Origin of the sequence: Comamonas terrae (genome assembly GCF_001544075.1) — a bacterium.
Classification (GTDB): Bacteria; Pseudomonadota; Gammaproteobacteria; order Burkholderiales; family Burkholderiaceae_C; genus Comamonas; species Comamonas terrae.
In genome coordinates this window covers 112,997-136,607 of record NZ_BCNT01000007.1, presented here as the reverse complement: position 1 = coordinate 136,607, position 23,611 = coordinate 112,997, and the positions used below count along the sequence as shown (strand labels likewise).

At 65.1% G+C, this 23,611-nt stretch carries 20 protein-coding genes and 1 tRNA gene; 12 read left to right on the top strand and 9 right to left on the bottom strand.

What is annotated here, in order from left to right:
* The first annotated feature begins 112 nt into the window (after nucleotides 1-112).
* The 3 genes from Cte04_RS21990 to Cte04_RS12170 all read left to right on the top strand — a co-directional run bounded on the left by Cte04_RS21990 (nucleotide 113) and on the right by Cte04_RS12170 (nucleotide 1,646).
* A complete protein-coding gene (locus Cte04_RS21990; RefSeq protein ID WP_245633357.1) occupies nucleotides 113-595 on the top strand; it encodes a ComF family protein in 483 nt (160 codons plus the stop codon).
* 83 nt (nucleotides 596-678) lie between these two features.
* The gene (gene trmL, locus Cte04_RS12175; protein WP_066477682.1) at nucleotides 679-1,173 is read left to right on the top strand and encodes a tRNA (uridine(34)/cytosine(34)/5-carboxymethylaminomethyluridine(34)-2'-O)-methyltransferase TrmL; all 495 of its coding nucleotides are present in this window, start codon (nucleotides 679-681) and stop codon (nucleotides 1,171-1,173) included.
* 164 nt (nucleotides 1,174-1,337) lie between these two features.
* A complete protein-coding gene (locus Cte04_RS12170) occupies nucleotides 1,338-1,646 on the top strand; it encodes a DUF4148 domain-containing protein (RefSeq protein ID WP_066477679.1) in 309 nt (102 codons plus the stop codon).
* An 80-nt stretch (nucleotides 1,647-1,726) separates the two neighbouring features.
* Here the strand turns inward: Cte04_RS12170 and Cte04_RS12165 are convergent, their stop codons facing one another.
* Together Cte04_RS12165 and Cte04_RS12160 are read right to left on the bottom strand one after the other, a co-directional pair.
* Nucleotides 1,727-2,191, bottom strand: coding sequence for a MaoC family dehydratase (locus Cte04_RS12165; protein WP_066477673.1), 465 nt, complete (start codon nucleotides 2,189-2,191; stop codon nucleotides 1,727-1,729).
* Between the two features lie 190 nt (nucleotides 2,192-2,381).
* Nucleotides 2,382-3,014, bottom strand: a complete 633-nt coding sequence (locus Cte04_RS12160; RefSeq protein ID WP_066477671.1) for a LysE family transporter — start codon at nucleotides 3,012-3,014, stop codon at nucleotides 2,382-2,384.
* 187 nt (nucleotides 3,015-3,201) lie between these two features.
* Here Cte04_RS12160 and kefC point away from each other — a divergent pair, with 187 nt between their 5' ends.
* Nucleotides 3,202-5,061 carry a glutathione-regulated potassium-efflux system protein KefC gene (gene kefC, locus Cte04_RS12155; protein ID WP_066477669.1) on the top strand — a complete coding sequence of 620 codons (1,860 nt, stop codon included), beginning with the start codon at nucleotides 3,202-3,204 and terminating at the stop codon, nucleotides 5,059-5,061.
* 16 nt (nucleotides 5,062-5,077) lie between these two features.
* Nucleotides 5,078-5,542 carry a DUF1841 family protein gene (locus Cte04_RS12150; protein ID WP_066477663.1) on the top strand — a complete coding sequence of 155 codons (465 nt, stop codon included), beginning with the start codon at nucleotides 5,078-5,080 and terminating at the stop codon, nucleotides 5,540-5,542.
* 80 nt (nucleotides 5,543-5,622) lie between these two features.
* On the opposite strand, the gene Cte04_RS12145 is transcribed toward Cte04_RS12150, so the two are convergent.
* On the bottom strand, nucleotides 5,623-6,291 hold the full coding sequence (locus Cte04_RS12145; RefSeq protein ID WP_066477659.1) for a c-type cytochrome: 669 nt from the start codon (nucleotides 6,289-6,291) through the stop codon (nucleotides 5,623-5,625).
* Between the two features lie 117 nt (nucleotides 6,292-6,408).
* On the opposite strand from Cte04_RS12145, the gene Cte04_RS12140 reads away from it, so the two are divergent.
* The 7 genes from Cte04_RS12140 to Cte04_RS12110 all read left to right on the top strand — a co-directional run bounded on the left by Cte04_RS12140 (nucleotide 6,409) and on the right by Cte04_RS12110 (nucleotide 17,674).
* The gene (locus tag Cte04_RS12140) at nucleotides 6,409-7,251 is read left to right on the top strand and encodes an AAA family ATPase (protein ID WP_066477657.1); all 843 of its coding nucleotides are present in this window, start codon (nucleotides 6,409-6,411) and stop codon (nucleotides 7,249-7,251) included.
* 148 nt (nucleotides 7,252-7,399) lie between these two features.
* On the top strand, nucleotides 7,400-8,002 hold the full coding sequence (locus tag Cte04_RS12135) for a GNAT family N-acetyltransferase (protein ID WP_066477649.1): 603 nt from the start codon (nucleotides 7,400-7,402) through the stop codon (nucleotides 8,000-8,002).
* Between the two features lie 18 nt (nucleotides 8,003-8,020).
* Nucleotides 8,021-9,205 (top strand): vWA domain-containing protein, encoded by a 1,185-nt coding sequence (locus Cte04_RS12130; protein ID WP_066477642.1) that lies wholly within the window; start codon nucleotides 8,021-8,023, stop codon nucleotides 9,203-9,205.
* 4 nt (nucleotides 9,206-9,209) lie between these two features.
* Entirely contained in the window at nucleotides 9,210-11,123 is a 1,914-nt protein-coding gene (locus tag Cte04_RS12125) for an autotransporter assembly complex protein TamA (RefSeq protein ID WP_083526641.1), read from the top strand.
* Between the two features lie 2 nt (nucleotides 11,124-11,125).
* Entirely contained in the window at nucleotides 11,126-15,484 is a 4,359-nt protein-coding gene (locus tag Cte04_RS12120) for a translocation/assembly module TamB domain-containing protein (RefSeq protein ID WP_066477629.1), read from the top strand.
* Nucleotides 15,485-15,585: 101 nt separating this feature from the next.
* Nucleotides 15,586-15,660: transfer RNA gene (locus Cte04_RS12115), tRNA-Arg, on the top strand.
* Between the two features lie 1,489 nt (nucleotides 15,661-17,149).
* Nucleotides 17,150-17,674, top strand: a complete 525-nt coding sequence (locus tag Cte04_RS12110; protein WP_157081969.1) for a hypothetical protein — start codon at nucleotides 17,150-17,152, stop codon at nucleotides 17,672-17,674.
* Nucleotides 17,675-17,893: 219 nt separating this feature from the next.
* Here Cte04_RS12110 and Cte04_RS12105 read toward each other — a convergent pair whose 3' ends face one another.
* From Cte04_RS12105 to Cte04_RS12085, 6 genes are all read right to left on the bottom strand, one after another.
* Nucleotides 17,894-18,505 (bottom strand): hypothetical protein, encoded by a 612-nt coding sequence (locus Cte04_RS12105; protein WP_157081967.1) that lies wholly within the window; start codon nucleotides 18,503-18,505, stop codon nucleotides 17,894-17,896.
* Between the two features lie 8 nt (nucleotides 18,506-18,513).
* The gene (locus tag Cte04_RS12100) at nucleotides 18,514-18,990 is read right to left on the bottom strand and encodes a hypothetical protein (protein WP_157081965.1); all 477 of its coding nucleotides are present in this window, start codon (nucleotides 18,988-18,990) and stop codon (nucleotides 18,514-18,516) included.
* Between the two features lie 89 nt (nucleotides 18,991-19,079).
* Nucleotides 19,080-19,541: a hypothetical protein gene (locus Cte04_RS12095; protein WP_066477612.1), complete on the bottom strand. Its 462-nt coding sequence runs from the start codon at nucleotides 19,539-19,541 to the stop codon at nucleotides 19,080-19,082.
* Nucleotides 19,542-22,427 (bottom strand): DUF927 domain-containing protein, encoded by a 2,886-nt coding sequence (locus tag Cte04_RS12090; RefSeq protein ID WP_169798049.1) that lies wholly within the window; start codon nucleotides 22,425-22,427, stop codon nucleotides 19,542-19,544.
* A complete protein-coding gene (locus Cte04_RS21750; protein WP_066477601.1) occupies nucleotides 22,424-22,948 on the bottom strand; it encodes a hypothetical protein in 525 nt (174 codons plus the stop codon). Before Cte04_RS21750 ends, Cte04_RS12090 begins: the two co-directional genes overlap by 4 nt.
* Nucleotides 22,945-23,286 carry a helix-turn-helix transcriptional regulator gene (locus Cte04_RS12085; protein ID WP_083526638.1) on the bottom strand — a complete coding sequence of 114 codons (342 nt, stop codon included), beginning with the start codon at nucleotides 23,284-23,286 and terminating at the stop codon, nucleotides 22,945-22,947. The genes Cte04_RS21750 and Cte04_RS12085 overlap by 4 nt, the downstream gene beginning before the upstream one ends.
* Between the last annotated feature and the right edge of the window lie 325 nt (nucleotides 23,287-23,611).

The window sequence follows — 23,611 nt, the reverse complement described above, 5'->3', positions numbered from 1 at the left end:
GTGGAGTCAGCCCGTCCCGCGGTGCAGTCTTTGCGCACGCCATCTGGAAGGAGGTGCGGCGGTCTGCGGCGCCTGCCTGAAGCAGCCACCCCGGCTGAAGCACTGCATTGCAGTGCTGGACTATGCCTATCCGTGGCAGAACGTGATTGCGCGCTACAAATTCCACGGCGACACCGGCCTGGCGCATGGTCTGGGCCGGCTCATGTCCAGCCACCCCCAGGTGGAACAGGTGTTGGACGGCAGCGATCTGCTGCTGCCTGTACCTGCGTCGGACCAGCGCCTGCGCGAGCGCGGCTTTGACCATACGCTGCTGCTGGCCCGCGCCCTGCATCCGCCCATTCCCGTCTGGCACCGGGCGGTGGAACGCCGGCACACACTGCAGTCCCAGCATGAGCTGGGCCGCGCCCAGCGCCTGCGCCATCTGCAGAAGGTCTTTGCCGTTGCTCCGGATTTCAGCAGCCGCATCCGAGGCCGACACATTGCCTTGCTGGACGACGTCATGACCACGGGCGCCACGCTCGATGCGCTCGCAGGCTGCCTACTGCAGTCGGGCGCCGCCGGCGTCTCGGCGCTGGTGCTCTGCCGCACGCCCTGAAAAGGAGATGGCATCACGCCGCGCCAGTCTGGAACTTCCCGGCCGAGCCACGCCATGGCTCCCGCAACTGCACAATACCGGCCATGTTCCATATCGTTCTTGTCGCTCCCGAGATTCCGCCGAATACGGGCAATGTCATCCGCCTGGCGGCCAACACGGGCTGCAGCCTGCATTTGATCGAGCCCCTGGGCTTTTCCATGGAAGACCGGCATATGCGCCGCGCGGGCCTGGACTATCACGAATATGCCGCCGTGGCCCGCCATGCCAGCTGGGAGGCATTCCTGGCCAGCTGCCAGCCCCGGCGCGAGCGCATGTTCGCCATGACGACCCACAGCAGCAGCCCCGCACATGCCATCGCATTCCAGGACGGCGACTGGCTGGTGTTCGGTTCCGAAAGCAAGGGACTGCCGCAGGAAATCCGGGCCCAGTTCCCGGATGCGCAGCGCCTGCGGCTGCCCATGCGGGCGTCGCAACGCAGCCTCAATCTTTCCAACGCCGTGGCCGTGACGGTATTCGAGGCCTGGCGCCAGCTCGGCTTTCCCGGCGCAGCGCTTGCAGAGCCGACTCCTGCGCCTTAGGCTTGTGGCCGGCCCGCAGGCCGATTGTTGCCGTTTCTGGAACGATAAGTTGCTGTTTCAGGGGTTTTTCCCCATATCGCTTCGTCCTAAATTACTGGTCATGGGCTCGCGCCATCCAGCGATATCCGCAAGGAACAACGAGCCCTGCGATAAAAGGAAGAACCATGAAAAACGCCAGCCGTTTTGCCATTGTTGCTGCCATTGCAATGTCCGCCGTTGCAGCCCAGGCCGCAGGCCTCGATTTCGCCGATGGCCACTACCCTCCCCAGGAGCAAAGCCACTCCACGCTGACACGCGCCCAGGTGCTGGCCGAACTCAAGGCCGCCCAGGCCAGCGGCGAATTCCGCGCCATCGAGGAAGGCTATCACTTCTCCCAGGCGCCCGGCACCCGGTCCACCGTTTCCCGCGAGCAGGTGCGCCAGGAAGCGGTTGCAGCCAACCAGGCCGGCCAGCTGGACAACTTCGGCGGCTAAGCCCGTCCGCCTTCACCAGGCAGGAAAGCCCCAGGTTTCAAGGCTCGGGGCTTTTTGAACGGATTCGTTCGCCAGGCGGCTCAGGCGGCAGCGCCGTAGTTGCGGGCCAGGGATTCGGCCACACATACGGGCTTGTCGCTGCCCTCGCGCTCCACTGTCACCAGCCAGGTCATCTGCAGGCCGTCGGGCTCCACGCGCTCGGCGGCCTGCAGCGTCATGCGGGCGCGCAAGCGGCTGCCGACGGGCACCGGCGAGGTAAAGCGCACGCGATTGAGGCCATAGTTCACGCCCATGCGCGAGCCCTCGATCGCAAAGCTGCGGGCAAAGAACTGGGGCAGCAGCGAAAGCGTGAGAAAGCCGTGAGCGATGGGCGCGCCGAACGGCCCCTTGGCTGCGCGCTCGGGATCGGTGTGAATCCATTGCTGATCGCCGGTGGCATCTGCAAACAGCTGGACCTGCGCCTGCGTGATGGTGATCCAGTCGCTGACCGCGACTTCCTGCCCGATGCAGGACAGCACTTCTGAGTAGGAATGGAAGGTTTTCATGCCCCCAATGTAGGGGCGCCTGCGCGCCGGCTTTGTCTGCCATGCGACAACACGATCCCTATACCCACAACCCGCGCATCGCTTGCGGGCCATGAAGGCACGGCTCAACTCAAGGACATCGAGCAAGGGCCACCCCGCAACGAAGATGTCGCCTCCCTCATGGGAAAGCGGCGCCGCCGCTTAAGGGAAATCAAGATGACGCGGCGCGCTGCACGAAGAACAGGCCGGAGCCGACGGCCATCAGCAGGCTGCCGAAGACGCGATTCTGGTTGCGCATGGCGCGTGCGCTGCGCATGAGGCCGCGCAAGGCGCTGGCGCCCGCCGCATAGCCGTGCATGACGGTCGTGTCCACGGCCAGCATGGTGACGGCCAGAATGGCCAGCTGGGGCGCCAGCGGGCGGCTGCTGGTCATGAACTGCGGCAGCACGGCCACCATGAAGATGATGCCCTTGGGATTGGTGGCATTGGTCAGGAAACCCGTGAGCACGCGCCGCCTGAAGCTGATCTCGGGAACCACTTCCTGGGCGATCAGGGACGAGCCGCCGGCCCGCCACTGGCTGATGCCCAGATAGATGAGGTAGCAGGCGCCCGCGATCTTGACGGCATTGAAGGCCCACTCCGAAGCCATGAGCAGCGAGCCTACGCCCGCGCCGGCAATCAGCAGGATCAGCAGCAGTCCCAGCTGCAACCCCAAGATCGTGGCGCTGGTCTTGCGCACGCCATAGGACAGCCCATGGCTCATGGAGAGCACGGCCCCCGAACCCGGGGACACCGCAATGATCCAGGAAGCCACAAAAAACGCGAGCCACGTATGCCAATCCATGAAAAGCCCCAAAATGCCTGCAAAGCCGAGGACGACATCTTAGAAGTTGTCCGGCATTGCTGCATGCGCCCGAGCGACAGACCCATCGGCAGCAGGCTTTGAACGGCCGCTTTTTCACATGCCGCAAGGCCGGCGGCCATTGCAGGGTGCCACAATTGGCGGCAACTCAGGGTTAACACCGAATTCCATGGAACACAGCGCGCCCATCTGGCTCACATACGGCTTCATCTATCTCACCGCCGCCGTACTGGCCGTGCCCCTGGCCCGCGCACTTGGCCTGGGCGCCATCATCGGCTACCTGGGGGCCGGCATCGCCATGGGACCGTGGGGCCTGCGGCTGGTGAGCAATGTGGAGGACATTCTGCACTTCGCCGAATTCGGCGTGGTGCTCATGCTGTTCGTGATCGGGCTGGAGCTGCAGCCCAAGCGCCTGTGGGAGCTGCGCCGGCCCATCTTCGGCTGGGGCATGGCCCAGATGCTGGCCTGCACCGGCATTCTGTTCGCCGCCGCCTGGGGCTTCGGTTTTTCCTGGCGCGTCAGCCTGATTGCCGGCCTGGGGCTGGCCCTGTCCTCGACGGCCGTCTGCCTGCAGATCATGTCCGAGCGCAATCTGCTGCGCACGCCCAGCGGCCAGGCGGCCTTCTCCATTTTGCTGTTCCAGGACGTGGCGGCCATTCCCATCCTGGCGCTGATTCCCATCCTGGGTGCCTACAAGGCCGCCCACGCCGCTCATGCCGACAGCCATATCTGGCTGCAGGTGGCCAAGACCTTGGGCACGATCGCGGCCGTCATCATCGGCGGCCGCCTGCTGCTGCAGCCGCTGCTGCGCTGGATCGCGCGCAGCAGGACGCCGGAGATCTTCACCGCCACTTCGCTGCTGCTGGTGGTCGGCATCGCGATGCTGATGACACAGGTCGGCCTGTCCATGGCCCTGGGTGCTTTTCTGGCCGGCGTGCTGCTGGCCGACAGCGAGTACCGCAGCGAGCTGGAAACCAATATCGAGCCGTTCAAGGGGCTGTTGCTGGGCCTGTTCTTCATGGCCGTGGGCATGAGCATCGATTTCGGCGTCATCCTGCAAAGCCCCTGGGTCATGGCAGCCATGGTGCTGGGCTTCGTGGCGCTCAAGGCCGTCATGATCTACGGGCTGGCCAGGGTCATGAAGCTGCCCTGGCGCGAGCGGCCGGTCTTCACGCTCATGCTGGCCCAGGGCGGCGAATTCGCCTTTGTCGTGTTCCAGACGGCTGCGCAATACAAGGTCTTCCGCCACAGCGTCTCGTCCATGCTGGTGGCCGCCGTGGCCCTGTCCATGCTGCTGGGCCCGCTGCTGCTGGTGGCCCTGGACAGGCTGCTGCTGCGCCGCTTCGCGGCCATCAAGGATTGCGATGACCTGCCCCGGACCGAGGAAATCTCGGAGCCGCAGGAATCCCCCATCATCATTGCCGGCTTCGGCCGCTACGGGCAGATCGTGGCCCGCGTGCTGCTTTCCCAGGGCATGACACCCACCATCCTCGACCACAGCGTGGAAATGCTGGAGGTGGCCCGCACCTTTGGCTACCGCGTGTTCTACGGCGATGCCACGCGCATGGACCTGCTGCGCATCGCCGGCGCCGCGCAGGCCCGGGTGCTGGTGATCGCCGTGGACTCGCCCGAGCAGTCCATGAAGATCGCGACCCAGGCGCGCAAGCATTTTCCCGACCTCCAGATCGTGGCGCGCGCACGGGACCTCAACCACTGGTTCCGGCTGCGCGACCTGAAGGTCCAGCACGCCGAGCGCGAGGTCTTCGAGTCCAGCCTGGTTTCCGCGCAATCCGTGCTGGAGCTGGTCGGCGAAAGCCCCGAAGAGGCACAGCGCATCACGGCACGCTTCAGGCAGCACAACCATGAGCTGGCCGAGCGCATGTACCCGCACTACAAGGACCAGACCCAGCTCATCGCCGTGGCCAAGCAGGGCCGCCAGCAGCTGGTGGAGCAGATGGCCAACGAGCGCGCCCAGGCACTGGCCGAACGGCGGCAAGACCACAGTCCCTCGCAGGCCGGGCAGCCGTGATACGCTGCCGCCCATCATGTTCAACCCCAGCCAAGCCGATGTCCGGCGATTTTTTTGCAGCGTACGCGCCAAGATGCTCAGCAATGCGCCGATGGAGGCCATAGAAACGCTGGCCAGCCTGTGGATTGCCGAGCATCCCGAATACTTTGACGACCTGTCCGACGTGGACGCAGCCCTGTTGCGCAACTACGATGCCGAGCCCGGCCGCACCAACCCGTTCCTGCACCTGTCCATGCACCTGTCGATCAGCGAGCAGTGCAGCATCGACCAGCCGCGCGGCATACGCCAGGCCGTGGAATTGCTGAGCAAGCGCCTGGACTCGCTGCACGATGCCCACCATGCCGCCATGGAAAGCCTGGGCCAGATGCTGTGGGACAGCCAGCGCTCGGGCCGTCCGCCCGACGGCGATGCCTATGTGGCCAGCGTGCAGCGCCGCGCCACCAGCGATGGCAGCCATGTGCGCCGCAATCCGGCCGCCTGAACGCAGGTCGCCCGGGCCGGTGCCAGCAAAAAACAAAGCCTGCATTGATGCAGGCTTTTTTCATGGGCGGCGACGATGGATCATTTCTGGCCGAATTTGAAATGCGGCTGCACCACGGTCTGCATGTCGCCATCCAGGCTGCCGATGTAGCGCGACAGCTGGCGCAGCTCGTCGTTGCTGAACTGCTTGGCGATGCCGCCCATGATGCCGTTGCTGCGTCCGATCAGGGGATTGTTCTGGGTCTTGTAGGACTGCAGGGCCGCATAGACATAGTCCGCATACTGGCCGGCGACCTTGGGGTAGCTGGGGTCGATGGGCTTGGCAAAGCCTTCGCCGTGGCAGGAGAAGCAGGCGCCCTTTTGCAGCAACGGAGCCACGCTGGCATTGGCCTGCACGGCCTTGACCTGCCTGGCATCGCCAATGCCGTGCCCCGCGTAATACGCAGCGACGTCGGCCATGTCCTGGTCGCTCAGCGAGTCGGCAATGCCGCGCATGGTGGGGTGCTTGCGCTCGCCCTTCTTGTAGGCCTGCAGGGCCGAGACGATATAGGCCGCGCTCTGGCCGCCTATCTTGGGAACTTTGTATACCTCGGGGAAACTGGCCTGATAACCCTGGATGCCATGGCAGCCAATGCACATGGCGATTTTTCCCTCACCTGCCTTCGCGTCGCCAGCCGCTTGCTGGGCATGTGCCATACCGGTCACTGACGCGACAGCTACTGCCAATACCGTGGTCCAAGTTTTTATCATTTTGCGCGCACAATCCTTCAAGAGTTCAGACGGGTGCTCAAATGCCTTGCTGCAGTGCAAACGGATTATGGCAGCCCGTGCCCGGCACGCTTATCAATACTTACGCTGATACCGCCCATGAAGTTTCAAGGTTCCGACAATTACGTGGCCACGCAGGATCTGATGCTGGCCGTCAATGCCGCAGCAACCCTGCAGCGCCCCCTGCTCGTCAAGGGCGAGCCCGGCACCGGCAAGACCATGCTGGCCGAGGAGGTGGCCGCGGCGCTGGACATGCCGCTGCTGCAGTGGCACATCAAGTCCACCACCAAGGCCCAGCAGGGTCTGTACGAGTACGACGCCGTGAGCAGGCTGCGCGATTCGCAGCTCGGCGACGAGCGCGTGAAGGACATCCACAACTACATCGTCAAGGGCGTGCTGTGGCAGGCCTTCACGGCGGACCGGCCCGTGGCGCTGCTGATCGACGAAATCGACAAGGCCGACATCGAATTTCCCAACGATCTGCTGCGCGAGATCGACCGCATGGAGTTCTACTGCTACGAGACGCGCGAGATGGTGCGCGCCAAGCACCGGCCGCTGGTGTTCATCACCTCGAACAACGAGAAGGAGCTGCCCGACGCCTTTCTGCGCCGCTGCTTTTTCCACTACATCAAGTTCCCCGATGCGGACACCATGCGCCAGATCGTGAACGTGCACTTCCCCAGGCTGCAGGGCGAGCTGCTGTCGGCGGCCATGAAGGTGTTCTACGACGTGCGCAACCTGCCGGGCCTGAAGAAGAAGCCCTCGACCAGCGAACTGCTCGACTGGCTCAAGCTCCTGATGGCCGAGGACGTGCCGGCCGCGTCGCTGCAGACCGAGGACGGCAAGGTCGCCGTTCCGCCGCTGGTGGGCGCGCTGCTCAAGAACGAGCAGGACATGAGCCTGTTCGAGAAGCTGGTCTTCATGAACCAGAGGAATAGGTGACATCCCTCTGTGTCGCTCCGCTCCTTCCCCCTTCTCTCACTTCGCTGCGCTGCGTGGGAAGGGGGACGACGCCGGCGCGGCGAGGCGGCTCTTGCGCGGCGTCTGCTGACCCGAGCCATGCTTGTTTTATGCGCCATGGATAACTGATATGAGCTTTGTTGAACCTGTCACGCTGCGCGACCGGGGCGTGCGCCTGGAGCCCCTGGCACTGGAGCATAAAGCCGGCCTGGCCGCCGCCGCGGCCGACGGCGAGCTGTGGAAGATCCGCGTCACCTCGGTGCCCGAGCCGCACGAGACGCGCTCCTATATCGAGGCGGCCCTGCTGGGCCGCGAGCAGGGCCACCGCTTCGCCTTTGCCGTGCTCGACGACGAGAGCGGCAAGGTGCTGGGCACCACCAGCTACCACGATATCCTGCCCGCCGTGCGCCGCGTGGAGATCGGCTACACCTGGTACGCCAGGAGCGTGCAGCGCACGCATGTGAACACCTCGGCCAAGCTGCTGCTGCTGGCCCATGCCTTCGGCACGCTGGGCTGCCATGTGGTGGGCTGGCGCACGGACAACTTCAACTTCGCGAGCCAGCGCGCCATCGAGCGCCTGGGCGCGAAAAAGGATGGCGTGATCCGCGGCCACGCGCTGCGCCGCGACGGCACGATCCGCGATACCGTGATGTACAGCATGCGCAGCGGCGAGTGGCCCGAGGCACGCGCCCAGCTGCTCTATCTTCTGGAGCAGCATGCGCCCGCCACATAAGCGCTGGAGGCATATCCGATGCTGATCGACTTCTTCTACACCTTGCGCGCAGCCAAGCTGCCGGTTTCGGTCAAGGAATTCCTGACCCTGCTCGAGGCGCTGCAGGCCGGCGTGGTCGGCCCCAAGGGCGACAACCTGAGCCTGGACGATTTCTATCACCTGGGCCGCACCGTCCTGGTCAAGGACGAGAAGCACTACGACAAGTACGACCGCGCCTTCGCCGCCTATTTCAAGGGCGTGGAGATGCTGACCGACCTGACCAAGGAAATCCCCCAGGACTGGCTGCGCAAGCTGCTCGAGCGCGAACTCAGCCCCGAGGAGAAGGCGGCCATCGAGGCCATGGGCTGGGACGAACTCATGGAGACGCTCAAGAAGCGCCTGGAAGAGCAGAAGGAGCGCCACCAGGGCGGCAGCAAGTGGATAGGCACGGGCGGCACCAGCCCGTTCGGCCACGGCGGCTACAACCCGGCAGGCATACGCATCGGCGGGCCGGGCCGCAACAAGAGCGCCGTCAAGGTCTGGGAACAGCGCGCCTACCGCGACTACGACGACTCGCAGGAGCTGGGCACGCGCAACATCAAGGTGGCGCTGCGGCGACTGCGCAAGTTCGCGCGCCAGGGCGGCGAGCTGGAGCTGGACCTGCCCGACACCATCCGCTCCACGGCCGCCAATGCCGGCTACCTGGACATCAAGATGATTCCGGAGCGCCACAACAACGTGAAGGTGCTGCTGCTCATGGACGTGGGCGGCACCATGGACGAGCACGTGCAGCGCGTGGAGGAGCTGTTCTCGGCCGTCAAGAGCGAGTTCAAGCACCTGGAGTTCTACTACTTCCACAACTGCGTCTACGACTTCATGTGGAAGAACAACCGCCGCCGCTTTGCCGAGAAGTTCCCGACCTGGGACATCATCCGCAAGTACAACAAGGACTACAAGCTGATCTTCGTGGGCGACGCGACCATGAGCCCCTACGAGATCCTGCAGCCCGGCGGCAGCGTCGAATACATGAACGAGGAGCCGGGTGCCGAATGGCTGCAGCGCCTCACGCACGCCTTTCCCAAGTTCGCCTGGATCAACCCCGAACCCCAGGGCGTGTGGCAGTACCGCCAGAGCATCAGCATCATCGACCAGCTCATGGGCGGGCGCATGTACCCGCTGTCACTCAAAGGCCTGGAGGACGCCATGCGCATGCTGTCAAAATAGGGGCATGCACAAGACTTTGCCTACGAAGACGCCGACCTTGCGGTCGGCGTTTCTCTTTCCGCTAGGAGTAGCCCTGTTGCTGAGCGGCTGCAGCCTTCTGCCTTCCAAGGACAAGGGGGGCGATCCGTCCATTGCCACCGCCGGCGGCGATCCGGCGTTTTCGCTGGAAGTCGATGCCCCCAAGGAAGTGCGCGAACTGCTGGAAAAGCATCTGGAACTGCGCCGCTACCGCTACCAGCCCGATCTGCAGCGCCGCGAGCTCACGCGCCTGCTCGGCGCCACCGATGCCAACGTGCGCGACCTCATCGGCACGCTGGGCTACTTCAGCCCCACCGTGACCGTGGAGCTGAGCGAGACGCCCGACGAAGATGCGCCGCGCAAGGTGGTGGTCAAGGTGGACCCCGGCCCGGCCACGGTCATCGCCCAGTCCGAAGTGCGCTTTGCCGGCACCAATGCCGAGGACGAGCTGGGCACTTCGCAGCGCCTGCAGATACAGGACAACTGGCCGCTCAAGCCCGGCGAGAAGTTCTCGCAGGCCGCCTGGAGCGGCGCCAAGAGCGGCGGCCTCAAGGTGCTGCAAAAGCGGCGCTATCCGCTGGCGCGCATAGACACCAGCCTGGCCGATGTGGACGCGGATACCCACCAGGCCCGGGTCAGCGTGAGCTACGAACCCGGCCCCGCCTATACCTTCGGCCCGCTGAAGATCGAGGGCGCCGAGCGCTACGACCCCGTGGGCACGGCGCGCATCGCGCGGCTGCCCGAGGGCCGGGAATACGACTTGCAGGCCATGCTGGATGCCCAGCAGCGGCTGGTCAGCAGCGGTTATTACGACTCGGTGTTCCTGACGCTGGCCGATGCGCCGCAGCAGGCCGAAAGCGAAGCCGGCAACGAGGCCCGGCGCGATGCCCAGGGCACGGCCGTCACCTCGCCCGTGATCGCCAAGGTGCGCGAAGCCAAGCTGCAGAAATGGGTGTTCGGCATCGGCGCCAGCACCGACACCGGGCCGCGCCTGTCGGTGGACCATGTCTACAACAAGGTGCCGGGCCTGGGCTGGCGCGCGGTCAGCAAGCTGCAGCTGGACCGCAAGAACCCGCTGCTGTCCACCCAGCTCACGGGCCTGCCCGGCGAGGACCTGTGGCGCTGGTTTGCCGGCGCCAAGATCGAGCGCGCGCCCACGGGCGACTTCTACACCAACAGCGTGCAGATGCGCGCCGGCCGCGCCAAGGCCGAGGACCGCATCGAGCGCAACTACTACCTGCAGTACGACTACGCCAAGACCCAGGGCGACGGCGCCCCGCCCGGTGCCTCCTCGCTGCTGGCCAACTACGGCTGGACGGCCCGCTACTTCGACAACAATCTCTCGCCCACCTCGGGCTTCGGCTTTGCCTTCGAGGCCGGCGCCGGCACCACGCTCACGCCCCAGCGCTCGCCGTTCGGGCGGCTGACGGCGCGCTGGCTGGGCATCATTCCCATGGGCGAACGCGACGAGGTCACCCGCCGCCGCAGCCGCCTGGCGCTGCGCGCCTCGGGCGGCGCCATCCTGGCCAAGAGCGGCATCGACCTGCCCATGACGCTGATGTTCCTCACCGGCGGCGACAACACCGTGCGCGGCTACGGTTACCAGACGATCGGCGCGCGCACCGACAACGGCCGCGTCATCGGTGGCCGATACTTGGCCACGGGCAGTGCCGAGTGGCAGCGCCCCATCACCATCAAGGGCAACACGCAGGATTTCGAGCACGCCGTGTTCGTCGACGCGGGCACCGTGGGTGATGACATCAACCATATGTACATGCGCGTCGGCGTGGGTACCGGCATCCGCTGGAAAAGCCCCGTCGGCCCGATACAGGCAGATATCGCCTGGGGTGCGCAAGAGCATCAGCTGCGCTTGCACCTGCGCCTCGGCTTCACATTTTGAACATGGCGGATTCCGACTCCAGCCGCGCGGCGCCCCTGCCTGATGCGGCTCCCTCTTCCAGCGGTGCCAAGGCGCCACCGCCCGGGCGCCGGCGCCGCTGGCTGCGCGCCGCTGCCTGGCTGATCACGGCACTGGTCGCCCTGCTCGTGCTGCTGCTGGGCAGCCTGTGGTGGTGGTCCGGGCGCGACGATTCGCTCAACCAGACGCTGCAGCGTGTTGCACGCTGGCTGCCCGAGGGGCAGAGCCTGGTGGCCCGGGAAGTGACGGGTTCGCTGCGCGCGGGCGGGCGCATAGGCTGGCTGCAATGGCAGAACCAGACCACCAAGGTCGAGGTCCGGGACGCGCAGATCGGCTGGCAGCTGCGCCCGCTGCTGTCGCGCGCGCTCCAGCTCGGCGAGATGCATGTGGCGGAGGTGCGGATCGCCAGCACGCCCGACCCCGAGAAAAAGCCCGCCGAGCCGCTGCAGGGCCTGACGCTGCCCGTCAAGATCGACCTGCCGTTCGCCGTGGACCGCATCGTCTGGCAGGGCCCGCCCGAGGCCGTGGCCGAAGACCTCAAGGGCCACTACCGGTACGACGGCAACGAGCACGCGCTGCAGGTATCCAGCCTGCGCTTTGCCGACGGCAGCTATCAGGCCCAGCTCAAGCTGCAGGGCGCCGCGCCCATGCAGCTCGACGCCCAGGTGCAGGGCGACCTGCGCGTGCCCAGCCCCATGCCAACGCCCGAAGCCAGGGCCGGCGAGGCTGCGGATGGCGGTGCGCCCGCCGCGCCCATGATCGCCGTGCAGGCCAGCGCCCGGGCCCGGGGCACGCTGGCCACCGCAGCCGCGCGGCTCGAGGTCGCGGCCCATGCCAGCGCCACCGCCACGCCTCCAAAAGAGGAGCAGGCAGCGCCTGCCAGTTCTGCAGATTCCAGCAAAATCAATTCAAAAACCAATCAGACAAAGCGCAAGAAGCTAGAAAAAAAGAAGCAGGATGCCGCCGACCCGACACCCATGCAGGCCGATGTGCAGGCCAGCGTGATGCCCTGGGCCGAGCAGCCCCTGCTCTCGGCCAAAGCCGCGTTGCAGAACCTGGACGTGGCCGCCTTCTGGCCCCAGGGGCCGCGCACGCTGCTGAACGGCGAACTGCTGGCCGGCCCCGAAGGGACAGAACAGGACCAGGCGGCGCCAGGCGCATGGAAGCTTGCCGCCCGGTTCGACAACAGCCGCCCTGCTCCCTGGGACAGGCAGGGCCTGCCGCTGCAGGCTCTTTCCGCCCGGGTGCACTATGACGGCCGGCAGTGGCGAGTGCCCGAAGCCCTGCTGCTGATCGGCAAGGGCAGCATCCGCCTGCAGGGTGACTACACGCCGGCTTCGCAGCTGTTCGAGGGCCGGGCGCAGGTCGCGCAGCTCAACCCCGCCGACCTCTACAGCACGTTGGATGCCGCGCCGCTGCAGGGCGAGATCAGCGCCAGGACCGAACAGGCGCAGCGCCCCGCACAAGAGGCCGAGGATGCCCCTGCACCATCGCCCAGGGTCGTCTTTGCCGCCGACCTGCATGCCATGGCGGGCGGCCGCGGCTCCAAACCCGGCCTGCGCATCCAGACCCTGGCCGCCAAGGGCCAGTGGCAGCAGCCCCTGCTGCAGCTGAGCCAGCTGCAGCTGCAGGCACTGCAGGCCAGCGTGAACGCCAGCCGGCTCGAGTTCGACACCGAAAGCCGCCATGCCCGAGCCAGCATCAAGGCCGAACTGCCGGGCGCACATCTGCAGCTGGACGGCCAGATCGGTCCCCAGTCCGGCCAGGGCCAGGCCAGGGTCCATCTCACGGCGCTTTCGTCGCTGGTGCAATGGCTGGGCCAGTTGCCCGGCATGGAGCGCCCGCTGGCCGGAGCCCGGGCCGACGGCAGCGCCCAGCTGCAGCTGGACTGGCGCGGCGGCTGGGGCGCGCTGCTGCAGCGCCTCAACGCCCAACCCGGCACGCCCCTGCCGGCCAGCGGCCTGCAGCTCAACGCCGGCCTGCAGGCGCAGAAACTGCGTTACCAGGGCGCAGGCCAGAGCGCCGATCAGGCGCTGGTCATTCCCAGCCTGCAGCTCGATCTGGCCGGCAGCCCCGAAAACGCAAAGCTCAGCCTGAACGCGCAGGCCCGGCAGGCGGACTTCAGCGCGCAGCTGGAAACCGCCCTGCAAGGCGGCCTGGCCCGTGCCGGCGCGCCGCTGGACTGGCAGGCCAGCCTTGAAAGGCTGCAGGCCCGCATCCATCCCGGCAAGGACCGGTCCGGCCAGGCAAGGCCCGGCCCCTGGCTGGTGCAACTGCAGCCCGGCGCTCCGGTACAGGTGGCGCAGCGCACGTCCTATGCCAAGGGCCAGCCCGTGCTGAGCACGCGCTACCAGCTCTCGGCCGGCCGGCTGCAGATCACGCCGCCCGATCCGGGCATGCGCCGCCCCCAGGCCGAGCCGCTGGCTCCGGCACAGATCGCCTGGGACGAAAGCAGCGCCGTCCAGGCCGGCAACGGCCAGTGGTCGCTGCGCAGCACGGGCCGCGCCCAGGGCATTGCACTGGCCTGGGTGGATGCCTTCAGCCTGGGCGACGACGAGCCGCCGCTGGCCGCTGCCGGCCTGAGCGGGGATCTGAGCTTCAACGGCCAGTGGGACCTGGATACCATGGGTCCGGCGCTCAAGGCCCAGCTCGTGGTGGAACGCGCCGCCGGCGACCTGCGGCTGGCCGTGGACGACGGCTCCGGCACGACGGTGGTACAGACCACCGGCCCCAGCGCCGACAAGCCCGGGCGTACGCGCACCCGCACCATCAGCGGCACCGGCATGCGCGCGCGCATCCAGCAGGCGCGCCTGACCGTGCAGGCCAGCGGCAGCGATGTCACCGCCCGCATGCTGTGGGAAAGCGAGCGCGCGGGCTCCATGACCGGCGAGCTGCGCACGCGCCTGGCGCAGCAGAATGGCAGCTGGGCCTGGCCCGAAAAGGCGCCGCTGCAGGGCCGCGTGACGGCCAGGATGCCCGATATCGGCCTCTGGGCGCTGTTCGCACCGCCAGGCTGGCGCGTCAAGGGCACGCTGGCCGCCGACGCCACCATCAGCGGCGACCGGCAGACGCCGCACTGGCAGGGCAATCTGCAGGCCGACGACCTGAGCATCACCTCGGTGCTCGACGGTGTGGACCTGCGGGACGGCATGCTGCGCGCCAGGCTGCAGGGCACGCGCCTGGACATCACCGAGCTGCGCCTCAGCGGCGGCAAGGGCAGCAGCGCACCCATCCTGGGCTACAGCGGCAATCTCACCAATGCGCCCGCGGATGGCGGCGAATTCACCGGTTCCGGCTACGCACAGTGGACGCCGCCCGGCGAGAGCGGCGAATCGGGCCTGAGCATGAACCTGCAGGCACAGGCGAAAAAGCTGCAGGTGCTGGTGCGCGCCGACCGCCAGGTCAGCGTCTCGGGCAGCCTGCAGGCGCGGCTGGAGCAGGGCCAGTTCGTGCTGCGCGGCGACCTGGGCGTGGACCGGGCCGCCATCATCCTGCCCGAGGAATCCGCACCTTCGCTGGACAAGGACGTGGTCGTGCACACGGCCGCCTCGCGCAAGGCCGAGGAAGCCGCGCGCAAGAAGCAGGAGCGCGCAGCCCGCAAGGACCAGGCCCGCGCCACGCCGCGCAAGCTGCCCGATATCCAGGTCAGGCTCGACCTGGGCCGCGACTTCGCGCTGCAGGGCTACGGCATCACGACACGGCTGCGCGGCCAGCTCGAAGTCCAGGGCGCCAGCTATGCCGGCGGGCCACCGCGCGTGACCGGCGAGATCCGCACCGAGCAGGGCCGCTACCGCGCCTGGGGACAATCGCTGGATGTGGAGTCGGGCCTGATCCGCTTCAACGGCCCCTACGACAATCCCTCGCTGGACATCCTGGCCATACGCCCCAACATCGCCGTGCGCGCGGGCGTGCAGGTGCTGGGCACGGCCAGCGCGCCCCGCGTGCTGCTGTATTCGGACCCCGACCTGCCCGACGCGGAAAAGCTCTCCTGGGTGGTCATGGGCCGCGATCCGGCAGCCGGCGGCGCCGAAAGCGCCATGCTGCAGCAGGCGGCCCTGGCGCTGCTGGCCGGCGGCCACAGCGGCAGCGGCAAGATCGCGGGCAGCCTGGGCCTGGACGAGGTCGGCTTCAAGGGCCCGGGTGCGGGCGAGGACGCCTCGGGCGCCGCGCTGACGCTGGGCAAGCGGCTGTCCAACAAGCTCTACGTGACCTACGAGCAAAGCCTTTCGGGCGCCATGGGCACCATCTACATCTTCTACGACCTCTCGCGCCGGCTGACGCTGCGTGCCCAGACGGGCGTGACCAGCGCGCTGGACCTGGTCTACACCATGCGCAAGGATTGAGGCCTTGCAACGGCACCGGCCGCCCGATACCCCCGGGCGCTGCCGGGCCGGCGCCGCGCGAGCCGTTCATGCCCCGCCAACGCAGTTAGAATCGGAGGCTGCTCCTCGTAGTTCAATGGATAGAACGAGCGCCTCCTAAGCGCTAGATACAGGTTCGATTCCTGTCGAGGGGACCATCTTCTAGTCCGTTAGCTTCCAAAGGCTTCCGGACTTTTTTATTTCTCCTCTGAAAACGGCCTTTTTCTTTCCACGGAAGTCCATCAGAGTCCAATAGCATCCACGCATATGCGGGGGTACATTTGGGGGTACGACAACGAAATCTGGGGGTACATTTCATTTGTACCCCCAAGGCGCTCTGCAGGATGTACCCCCAATGATCCGGGCCAGATACTCCCCACAGGCTAGGTTCACTTAACCCCCTCCGGTTGCCACCTCTACGCTTGCGACCGCACAACTCTGCTGATTCGTAGAGTTCAGATCTTCAGTTAACCCCCTTAGGCAACCCGCTGAACAGTCCGACAACGCGGCTCGAATTACCCGCTTCCAAGCTATGCGGGAAGGACCCGTGGCTGGTCGTACTAAACAACCCCCTATAGAGGGCCGTAGAACAGCGGGCACATGCGGCTCGGGGCATCCGCGTCATAGTGAAATGTTTTTGGGCATGCCCTGCAGGCCGTGGCCATACCCATGCACGCCCGTATCGGCACCAGAAGGCTGCCCGAGCACTGTCTTCTCTGGTGCCATTCCTGCCTCACTGCTATCCGTTGCAGCGCACAGAAGGCCTTGCCCAGCCCCCTCCGGGGCCACCGCTCAAACTGCATTCGGTTGGTCAAAACTCGTTGAACAGGTGCGGCAACTGCCTGCACACATGCAACTTGCTTCGGGGTATGACTCTTTTTTAGTGGGAACAGTGGGAACACGCAGAAAAATACACGCAAGCCAATGATTTTATTAACAAAAACCGTTCCCATTGATCTATGGGAACATCCAAATTCGTAGTGGGAACGTGGGAACAGATTGCAGCTCAAGCACACATGCAACCGCACTTCCTTCGGGGTATGACTCTTTTTTAATGGGAACGCGGGAACAAACGCGAAAATCTCTTGCAATCCTATGATTTCATTAAATAAAAGTGTTCCCACTGCCTTGTGGGAACAGCCAAATTCGCAGTGGGAACGTGGGAACAGATTCACCTCACTTAACAACTTCAACAGCAAGGCAGCTTGATAAGGTTCATCGTTCTCTACGACGCGCTACGAAAGCCGGATAGTGACGCGTCGCCTACTCAAACCGGCCAGGAGACAGTGATGAGCAAAGGTGGCATGAGCGGTGGTGGCGGTCGCAGCGGCGGCTCACAAGGTGGGGGCGGGTCTCAAGGTGGCGGCAGCAAAGGAGGCGGCTCTGGCTCCAGCGGCGGCCGCGGCCAGGGCAACGCCGGTGGCTGGCCAAGCACCACAGGCAATGTTTCAGGCGGTGGCCGTAGCAATGCACCAGCAGGGGGCGGTGGAAAGAAATAACACCGGCGTCACTCCTGACTAACGTTACGACCCAAGACCCTCGGCTTCACCAGCTTGAAGACGTTGGGTCTTCCGGATCTTTCTTGCGGCACCAAACCCGCAGTGAAACATGCATTGCTAGACTGGCGGTTTACACATTCGTTACAAAATGAATCGCAAGAATCCCAAGACTAATTCAAGTGCTCCGTCATCCCAAAAAGCACAAGCAGCTGAGGCATCGCCGACACCTAAGGACGCCAAGAACCTTCATCCCAAGCTGGTGGCTGCAGTGGTCAATTTCGCCATGTGGTGCATCTTCTGCATGGCCGTGCAGACGTACCGAAACATCACGTTGAATCTCTCATTCAATGCTCCGATGAATGGTGCAGCAATAGCTGCGCTCACTCGGTTTGTAGACGGGAAAATGGTTTTTCTTCTGTTTGTTTCTTGCCTTGTGCTGTTCGCGTTTATTGCATTTGTCGGCCACAAATTTGCAGTTCCAGAAGCTGAAGGACGAGTCAAGCTGGTTCTTAATCAAGTCCTCCATGAGGCGGCATCAGTGTTTCAAAATATTGGCTCGCTTCTGCTAGCGATCGCATACTTCGCTACGCTTCCCCTCTATGCTCTCGCCGGTGCTGCTTGCTGGATTGGATGGTTAATCCTCTCACCCAAGGTAGTTCAAACTCACTCGTGATCGTCGCAGTTTCAGGGCATAGGCGGCGCACTTAGTCGATCTCTATAGCCATTGGCTCAACAAAAAAAGGACTCCCGAAGGAGTCCTTGAAGCCTCTGTCAAAAGGCAATGACAGCCGCAGCCCTGTCATGTCAGCCATTCACGCTTGCAGGCCCGCGGTGGTCTTTTCGTGGGCAAAGGAGTAAAGCCCGGCACCGCAGACCTGCAAGCGCTCTCGCTCTAGGGCGCGGCTGGGTTCGATGTGGGGGCGCTGCTGCTGACGCTCACCATCCGTGCACCTTGTGCCCCCATGTCTCCGTCCGGGTCGTAGGCCAGCACCACGGCGGGATCGGCGTCGGCCCGGCGGTAGATCGGCAGGTTGGCCAGCTCGGCTTCGCAAATCAGCTCTTCTTCTTTTTCCTCCAGCGTGCGCAACTGCGTGGCCAGCTGTTCGCGGCGTGTGGTGCGTTCGGTCAGCGGCAGGCCGGGCACATAGTCCATGGCATCCACCTTGGCCAGAAATACCTTTTTGATCGTGTCGCCAAACAGCCAGATCAGCTGCGGTGCGATCGAGATATTCAGCATCCCCGAAGCATTGCTTTGCCCCACCGGCAAATTCAGCCCCTGCGTCACGCGCAAAGGGTTCACCTCGGTGACGGATGCCCCCGGATTGCGCAAGCTCAGAAACTTGTTGTTGACCTCTGCGGCATCGCTCGACATGCGATCGAACCACACGGTCACTCGGGCCTTGAGGTCTTCGCGGGACAGCGGTGCCTGCTCCAGCCAGTCGATCTCTTCCTTGATCTGCGCGATCTGCTCGCGCAACTTGTCGATTTTTTGAATCAGTTCCATGCCCAACCTCACAGCTCATGCTCGGGGGAATTGAAACCCCATTGAATGACGGCTTTCACCAGCGGACCGACGCACGCAAATTGCTCGCTCTGTGCCATGTGCACGCGCTCTTTTTCGGCCTCCAGGCGCTGCTGGCGCTCCAGCAGTTGCAGGTACTCGCCCCACAGGCCGTAGCTGATGCCTGTTGGTGCATCGTTGTGTTGAGTGCCTGAACGGGTGTATGTGGGACGCTGGAATTTCTCGACCTGCTCCCGCGTCAATGCACGGGCCTTTTCCAGCGGCAGTTCGAGCATGGCCTCCACCTGATCCCGGCTCTCGTGCATGTTGGCATTGCTGCGCATGAAGGTGCGCTTGCCGCTGATGTGCTCTCTCAGTTCGCGCAGGCGAACATAGAAGTCATTCGATGTCAGATGCATGGCCCGCTTTGCTTCCAGCAGCCGCATCATCTTTGCCTTGTCATAGCTTGGCATGTGCTCTCCGTTCAAGTGCCGTTGTGACAAGAGCAATGCTCGCCCTGCAGCCCGAGAATCAACAGCCACAGCCCGCGTATTCGTGCCGTGCGCACGCCATCGACTCAGCTGCAACCCATGTTCCGCAAGGCCTTGCGCAGCCCGTCCAGCGTGGCGGGCAGGCCCAGCCCCTGGTGGCTGGCCCGGTGTATCAGGCTGCGTGCGGCAGACCAGCTCGCATCCGGTTGCTGCCGGTCTTTGAGGTGCTCGGGCACCCGCTCCAGATACAGCAGCACTTCACGGTGCAGTGCCCGCATATCGCCATGCAGATGCCGCAATGCACGCGACAACAGGCGGTTGCGCTGCACACGCAGCACATCGAAACGGGGCGTGCGGCCCAGCGTGCCCGCAAAGCCCAGCGCCTTGTCCATATCGGTGCCCTGCCGGATGTGTTCCTGCACCGCGGTCTCCAGCCATGCAGCCAGCTCGCCATGGTGCTCACGCAGCAAACGGGCAGCAATGCGTACACGCCGGATGGGGTTTTCGGGCAGGCGGCCGGCCCGGCTCCTTCGCTTGCATTCGGTCATTCACACCTCCAGCTCATAGATCGACGACGTGATGCGATAGCAGCGTGCCTGCCCCAGACCGGGCAGGCGCTGTTTGTCGTCATAGGCTCGGCCCTTGCCCGGCTTCAGACAGCCATGCTGCAGCAGCACGCTGCACACGGCCGTGTAGTCGTAGCCATTGCAGACCTCGTTACGGAACACCTCGGGGAGCACGAAGAACTCCACCTGCATATCCTCCGAGGCCACCGCAGGCAGCAGCTCGTCGTACAGCCGCTGATCGTCGCCGTTCAGGCGTGGGCCGCTCAGCTTCGGCTCGGCCTTCACAGGCTTGCCCTCTGCATCGACCAGACGCCGATATCCGGCCCGCTGCAACGTCTTCACGCTGTGATCGTCTGCAGCTCGATGCCACCACGTAAAGCGGCCCTCGCCATGCGCTTCAAAGAAGGCCCGCACCTGCCGCAGCATGGCCGTCACTTCGCCGCTGCCGGCTCCGCCACGGCCGGCCAGCCATGCGTCGAAGCAGGCTTTCACCGCGTCCTCACTCTCGCCTTCGTCCCAACCGGTCAGGCCCGCTTCGGTCGCCATGGCACCGGCCACCGCAACCAGGGCAAAACGGGCCGCCACACGCGCCACCTGTCCGCTGGCCCCCTGCGGCATCCAGGCCGTGGCAAGCACGTTCGCAGCATCCCGCAAACGCTTGGGCAAGGTTTCTGCATGGGTCGTGGCCCACTGCAGAAAAGCACGGCCGACGGCACCATGGCAGCGCTCGGTCCCGCGGGTCAACAAACCGGCCAGAGAGGCCGGATCCGGCTGACCATGCAAATGCTCGAAGGCTCCCCAGCCCTTGCCCGCTTCGGCGGGGATATCGGCCATGCGCACGTCCTGGCCGGTTCTGGAGCGCTTGCCGCCCTCGGCCATGTGATCGCTCAAACTCAGCTCACCCGTGCTCAGAAACAGCAGGCGCCACGACAGCCGCGAACGTGCAGCGCCCGTGCGTGTCGATCGCGCCTTGCTCTGCTCGTTGGCCAGCATGTAGGCACAGTCGCCCGCCACTTTGCCGTCCACTTGAGACAGCTCGTCCAGAATCAGCAGACTGTCGCAATGCTGGGCCGCAATCACCTCCAATGCGTTGTCCGTGGTGCGCCAGCGCTGCATATAGTCCGGCCCGCCATAAACGCTGGCCGCCACACGCGCCGCCGTGGTCTTGCCCGACGAGCTGCCGCCCCGAATGTGAAAGCCGCCGCTCTCCATGCCCGCAGGCCGCAGCATCGGCCCGGCAAACGCACAGCACACCGCAAACACCATGCGGCTGTTGCCCGCACAGTAGCGGCCTACGTGCTCGATCCAGTCATCCACGCCGCGCCTGATGCGGAAGGTGTTTTCCATCGCCGCATCCGACTGAAAAACAATGCGCTCATCCTCGTCGCCAATGGTTTCATGCGGCAGCACAAAGGCCCGCTTGTGCCAGCCTATGCGGTCTGTGCAGCTCGCAAACGCACCGGGCTTGCGGGTCTGGATGTACTCGGTCAGCCGGTTTCTGGCCATGGGTGCCGTGGCAATGCGCAGGCCCATGTTCAGCAGCGTGCCCCGGTACTCGCCGCCGTCGCCGCTCAGCATGCGGGCCGGCATGGCCCACTGGCGCGGCACGCCCAATGGATCTTCAAAGGTCAGCAGGTAGCCCCACCCCATGCCCTCCTGATTGCGCGTCAGCGCCTCCACCTGCAGGGGCGAGCACAACCACAGCGGGCGGGCCGGGTTGCCGTCCTTGTCACGGCCATGAAACCACACGCCGTATTGCGTCACGCTGAACGGGTCGTCGCCCGTTTGCACAGGCGCAGCATCAGGCCCTAATTCGTGCCCTTGCTGGGAGTCTGCAGCCTGTGCAGCATTCTTGTGGTGCTGCTCGATCGCAGCCATCACGCACGCCTTCACGGCCTCCAGGCTGCGGGCCAGATGCATGTCGTTGAAGTCGCTGCCGCCCTCGGGCAGATCCGTGGGGAAGACCACCGCACCGCCCACGGCCGCAGCGGCGGCATTCGCCTTGCTGCGCCCGGTATTGCGGCCCATCTTTTGCTCGGCGGCGGCATCGTCATCACCGCACACCACCAGCAAAGCCTCGGGCATCTGCCCATGCAAGGCCTTGGCCACATGCAGCAAGTTGCCCGCATCAAAGGCCGTGGCCACCGGCAAGCCCGTGGCCTGCCGCAGGCTGGCGGCCGTGGCATAGCCCTCGGCCAGCAACACGGTTTCGGCGCCCTCGGCACCGCCCAGCATGTGCCACAGGCCCGACTTTCTGCCGCCCTTCAAAAACAGCTTGTCCGGCCCCTTGGCAGGCTTGGCCGGGGCAATGCGTTGCACATTCCACAGCTCGCCTTTCTCGTCCCGCAGCGGCACCAGCAGGCAGCCATCGGCGGCATAGCGCACGCCGTAGCCCATCACGCCTTTTCGGTGCAAATACGCACTGTTTCCCGTGGTGCTGGCGGCATCCCACAGCTGCACGGCCTGCCGGGCAACAGCCTGATGGGCAGCCCTTTGCTGCGCTTCTTCGGCGGCTTTGGCCGCGGGCGACTTTTGCACCGCTCTGGCCTGCAGCTGCTGGCCCGGCACATGCGGCCCCTTGCTTCGCCGCGGCAATTTGAAGCCGTGCTGCTTGGCCAGATAAAGCAAGGTGGACACGCCCACCCCGCCACCGGCCTTGATGCTGCGCCATGTGCTCAATGCCGCAGCTTCGTCGAAGCTGGCCGCATCCCTGGCGCTCCAGTCTCGAAACAGTCCCCAGCCCGCGTCGTCCGGAAACTCGCTTTTGATCGCCATGCCCACGCGTGCCCATTCGTCACGCGGCAGGCTTGCCGGGATAAAGCCCAGCGCCTCGCCCAATAGGGCGACAGAAATCGGCGTGCCACTCATCGCAGCCTCGGCATCAGATCGTGAAAGGTCAGCGCCTGAAAATCGGGCGACAGCTTGAACGGCGCACCCTGTGCAGACACCGCCAGCAGCTTGTGCGTGCGGGCATGCATCACGCGCAGCACGCCCGATGCATCGAAGCTCACCTTCACCGGCAGGGTGTGCGGGCGGCGCATGGTGGACTTGAGCAGCACGCGGTCTGCCGGGCAGCGAACCCGCAGCTGGGCCAGCCGCTCGGGCATCACCCAGCTTGCATCGACCAGATTGGCGCTTTGCAGCAAGCCGACGCGGGCCTTCACCAGCTGCAGCACGCCGGGCCATACGATCTGCAGATGCAGAGCCGCATGCGGGTTGCCAGGGTCTGCAGGAATCCGCACCTGATACAGCACTTCATCCTCCGGCACCTTGTTGCCCTGCAGATGCTCGGCGGCCAGCCGCAGCAGCCTCTGGGCCTGCAGCTGCGCCGCCTGAATGGCTTTCTCGGCAGCGGGGCTGGGCGTCCATTGATCGGGTAATCGGCTCATACCTTTTCTCCCTCGGTATTGCGTTCAGGCACATCGCTCAGGCCGCCCGCACCGGCAGACTGGGCCTCGATCCAGGCTTGAATGGCCCGCTCGCTCCAGGCCACGCGGCGGCCTGCACACAGGCGGATCGGGCGGGGAAACAGCCCCTGCCCGATGCGGTAGTAAATCCAGCTCTTCTTGGCCGAAGTCATGCGCTCCACCTCGGCCAGCGGCAGCAGGCGGTCGCCCGGCTGCAAGCCGCCCTTGGCATACACCGCCACCGGCACGGAGCGGCGGCGCTTCTTGCAGGTGTCTGCATCCTTGCGGGACGGTGCGTTGTCGATCTCATGCACGTTCATGTCTTGCTCTCCGTGGAAAAGTGGGAAACCTCAGCCCTGGCGCAACTTGGCCGAGGTGCTGGCCGGAGCCTGTCTGCACCGGCCTGCCGCAATGCGTGCGAAGCGGCGCGGTGCATGGTTTGGCAGCGACTGGCGAGCATTGATGTGCATGCGCCAGTAATGGGCACTGGCAGCCAGAACGGCACGCGTGGCTTGTGATCGGTGATGCATGTTTTTGTCTCTCCAACAAAGTGCAAAGAAGTCCAAGAAAGTCAGCGCGGGCGATCGTCCAAGAGACGCGCGGACAAGTCCATGTAAAACATGTCGCCATATTTTGTAACTGCAC

What these genes read in the sequence shown, in the direction of transcription:
- trmL (WP_066477682.1), top strand. Translation starts at nt 679, where the DNA reads ATGTTCCATATCGTTCTTGTCGCTCCCGAGATTCCGCCGAATACGGGC.
- Cte04_RS12170 (WP_066477679.1), top strand. Translation starts at nt 1,338, where the DNA reads ATGAAAAACGCCAGCCGTTTTGCCATTGTTGCTGCCATTGCAATGTCC.
- Cte04_RS12165 (WP_066477673.1), bottom strand. Translation starts at nt 2,191, where the DNA reads ATGAAAACCTTCCATTCCTACTCAGAAGTGCTGTCCTGCATCGGGCAG.
- Cte04_RS12160 (WP_066477671.1), bottom strand. Translation starts at nt 3,014, where the DNA reads ATGGATTGGCATACGTGGCTCGCGTTTTTTGTGGCTTCCTGGATCATT.
- kefC (WP_066477669.1), top strand. Translation starts at nt 3,202, where the DNA reads ATGGAACACAGCGCGCCCATCTGGCTCACATACGGCTTCATCTATCTC.
- Cte04_RS12150 (WP_066477663.1), top strand. Translation starts at nt 5,078, where the DNA reads ATGTTCAACCCCAGCCAAGCCGATGTCCGGCGATTTTTTTGCAGCGTA.
- Cte04_RS12145 (WP_066477659.1), bottom strand. Translation starts at nt 6,291, where the DNA reads ATGATAAAAACTTGGACCACGGTATTGGCAGTAGCTGTCGCGTCAGTG.
- Cte04_RS12140 (WP_066477657.1), top strand. Translation starts at nt 6,409, where the DNA reads ATGAAGTTTCAAGGTTCCGACAATTACGTGGCCACGCAGGATCTGATG.
- Cte04_RS12135 (WP_066477649.1), top strand. Translation starts at nt 7,400, where the DNA reads ATGAGCTTTGTTGAACCTGTCACGCTGCGCGACCGGGGCGTGCGCCTG.
- Cte04_RS12130 (WP_066477642.1), top strand. Translation starts at nt 8,021, where the DNA reads ATGCTGATCGACTTCTTCTACACCTTGCGCGCAGCCAAGCTGCCGGTT.
- Cte04_RS12125 (WP_083526641.1), top strand. Translation starts at nt 9,210, where the DNA reads ATGCACAAGACTTTGCCTACGAAGACGCCGACCTTGCGGTCGGCGTTT.
- Cte04_RS12120 (WP_066477629.1), top strand. Translation starts at nt 11,126, where the DNA reads ATGGCGGATTCCGACTCCAGCCGCGCGGCGCCCCTGCCTGATGCGGCT.
- Cte04_RS12110 (WP_157081969.1), top strand. Translation starts at nt 17,150, where the DNA reads ATGAATCGCAAGAATCCCAAGACTAATTCAAGTGCTCCGTCATCCCAA.
- Cte04_RS12105 (WP_157081967.1), bottom strand. Translation starts at nt 18,505, where the DNA reads ATGGAACTGATTCAAAAAATCGACAAGTTGCGCGAGCAGATCGCGCAG.
- Cte04_RS12095 (WP_066477612.1), bottom strand. Translation starts at nt 19,541, where the DNA reads ATGACCGAATGCAAGCGAAGGAGCCGGGCCGGCCGCCTGCCCGAAAAC.
- Cte04_RS12090 (WP_169798049.1), bottom strand. Translation starts at nt 22,427, where the DNA reads ATGAGTGGCACGCCGATTTCTGTCGCCCTATTGGGCGAGGCGCTGGGC.
- Cte04_RS21750 (WP_066477601.1), bottom strand. Translation starts at nt 22,948, where the DNA reads ATGAGCCGATTACCCGATCAATGGACGCCCAGCCCCGCTGCCGAGAAA.
- Cte04_RS12085 (WP_083526638.1), bottom strand. Translation starts at nt 23,286, where the DNA reads ATGAACGTGCATGAGATCGACAACGCACCGTCCCGCAAGGATGCAGAC.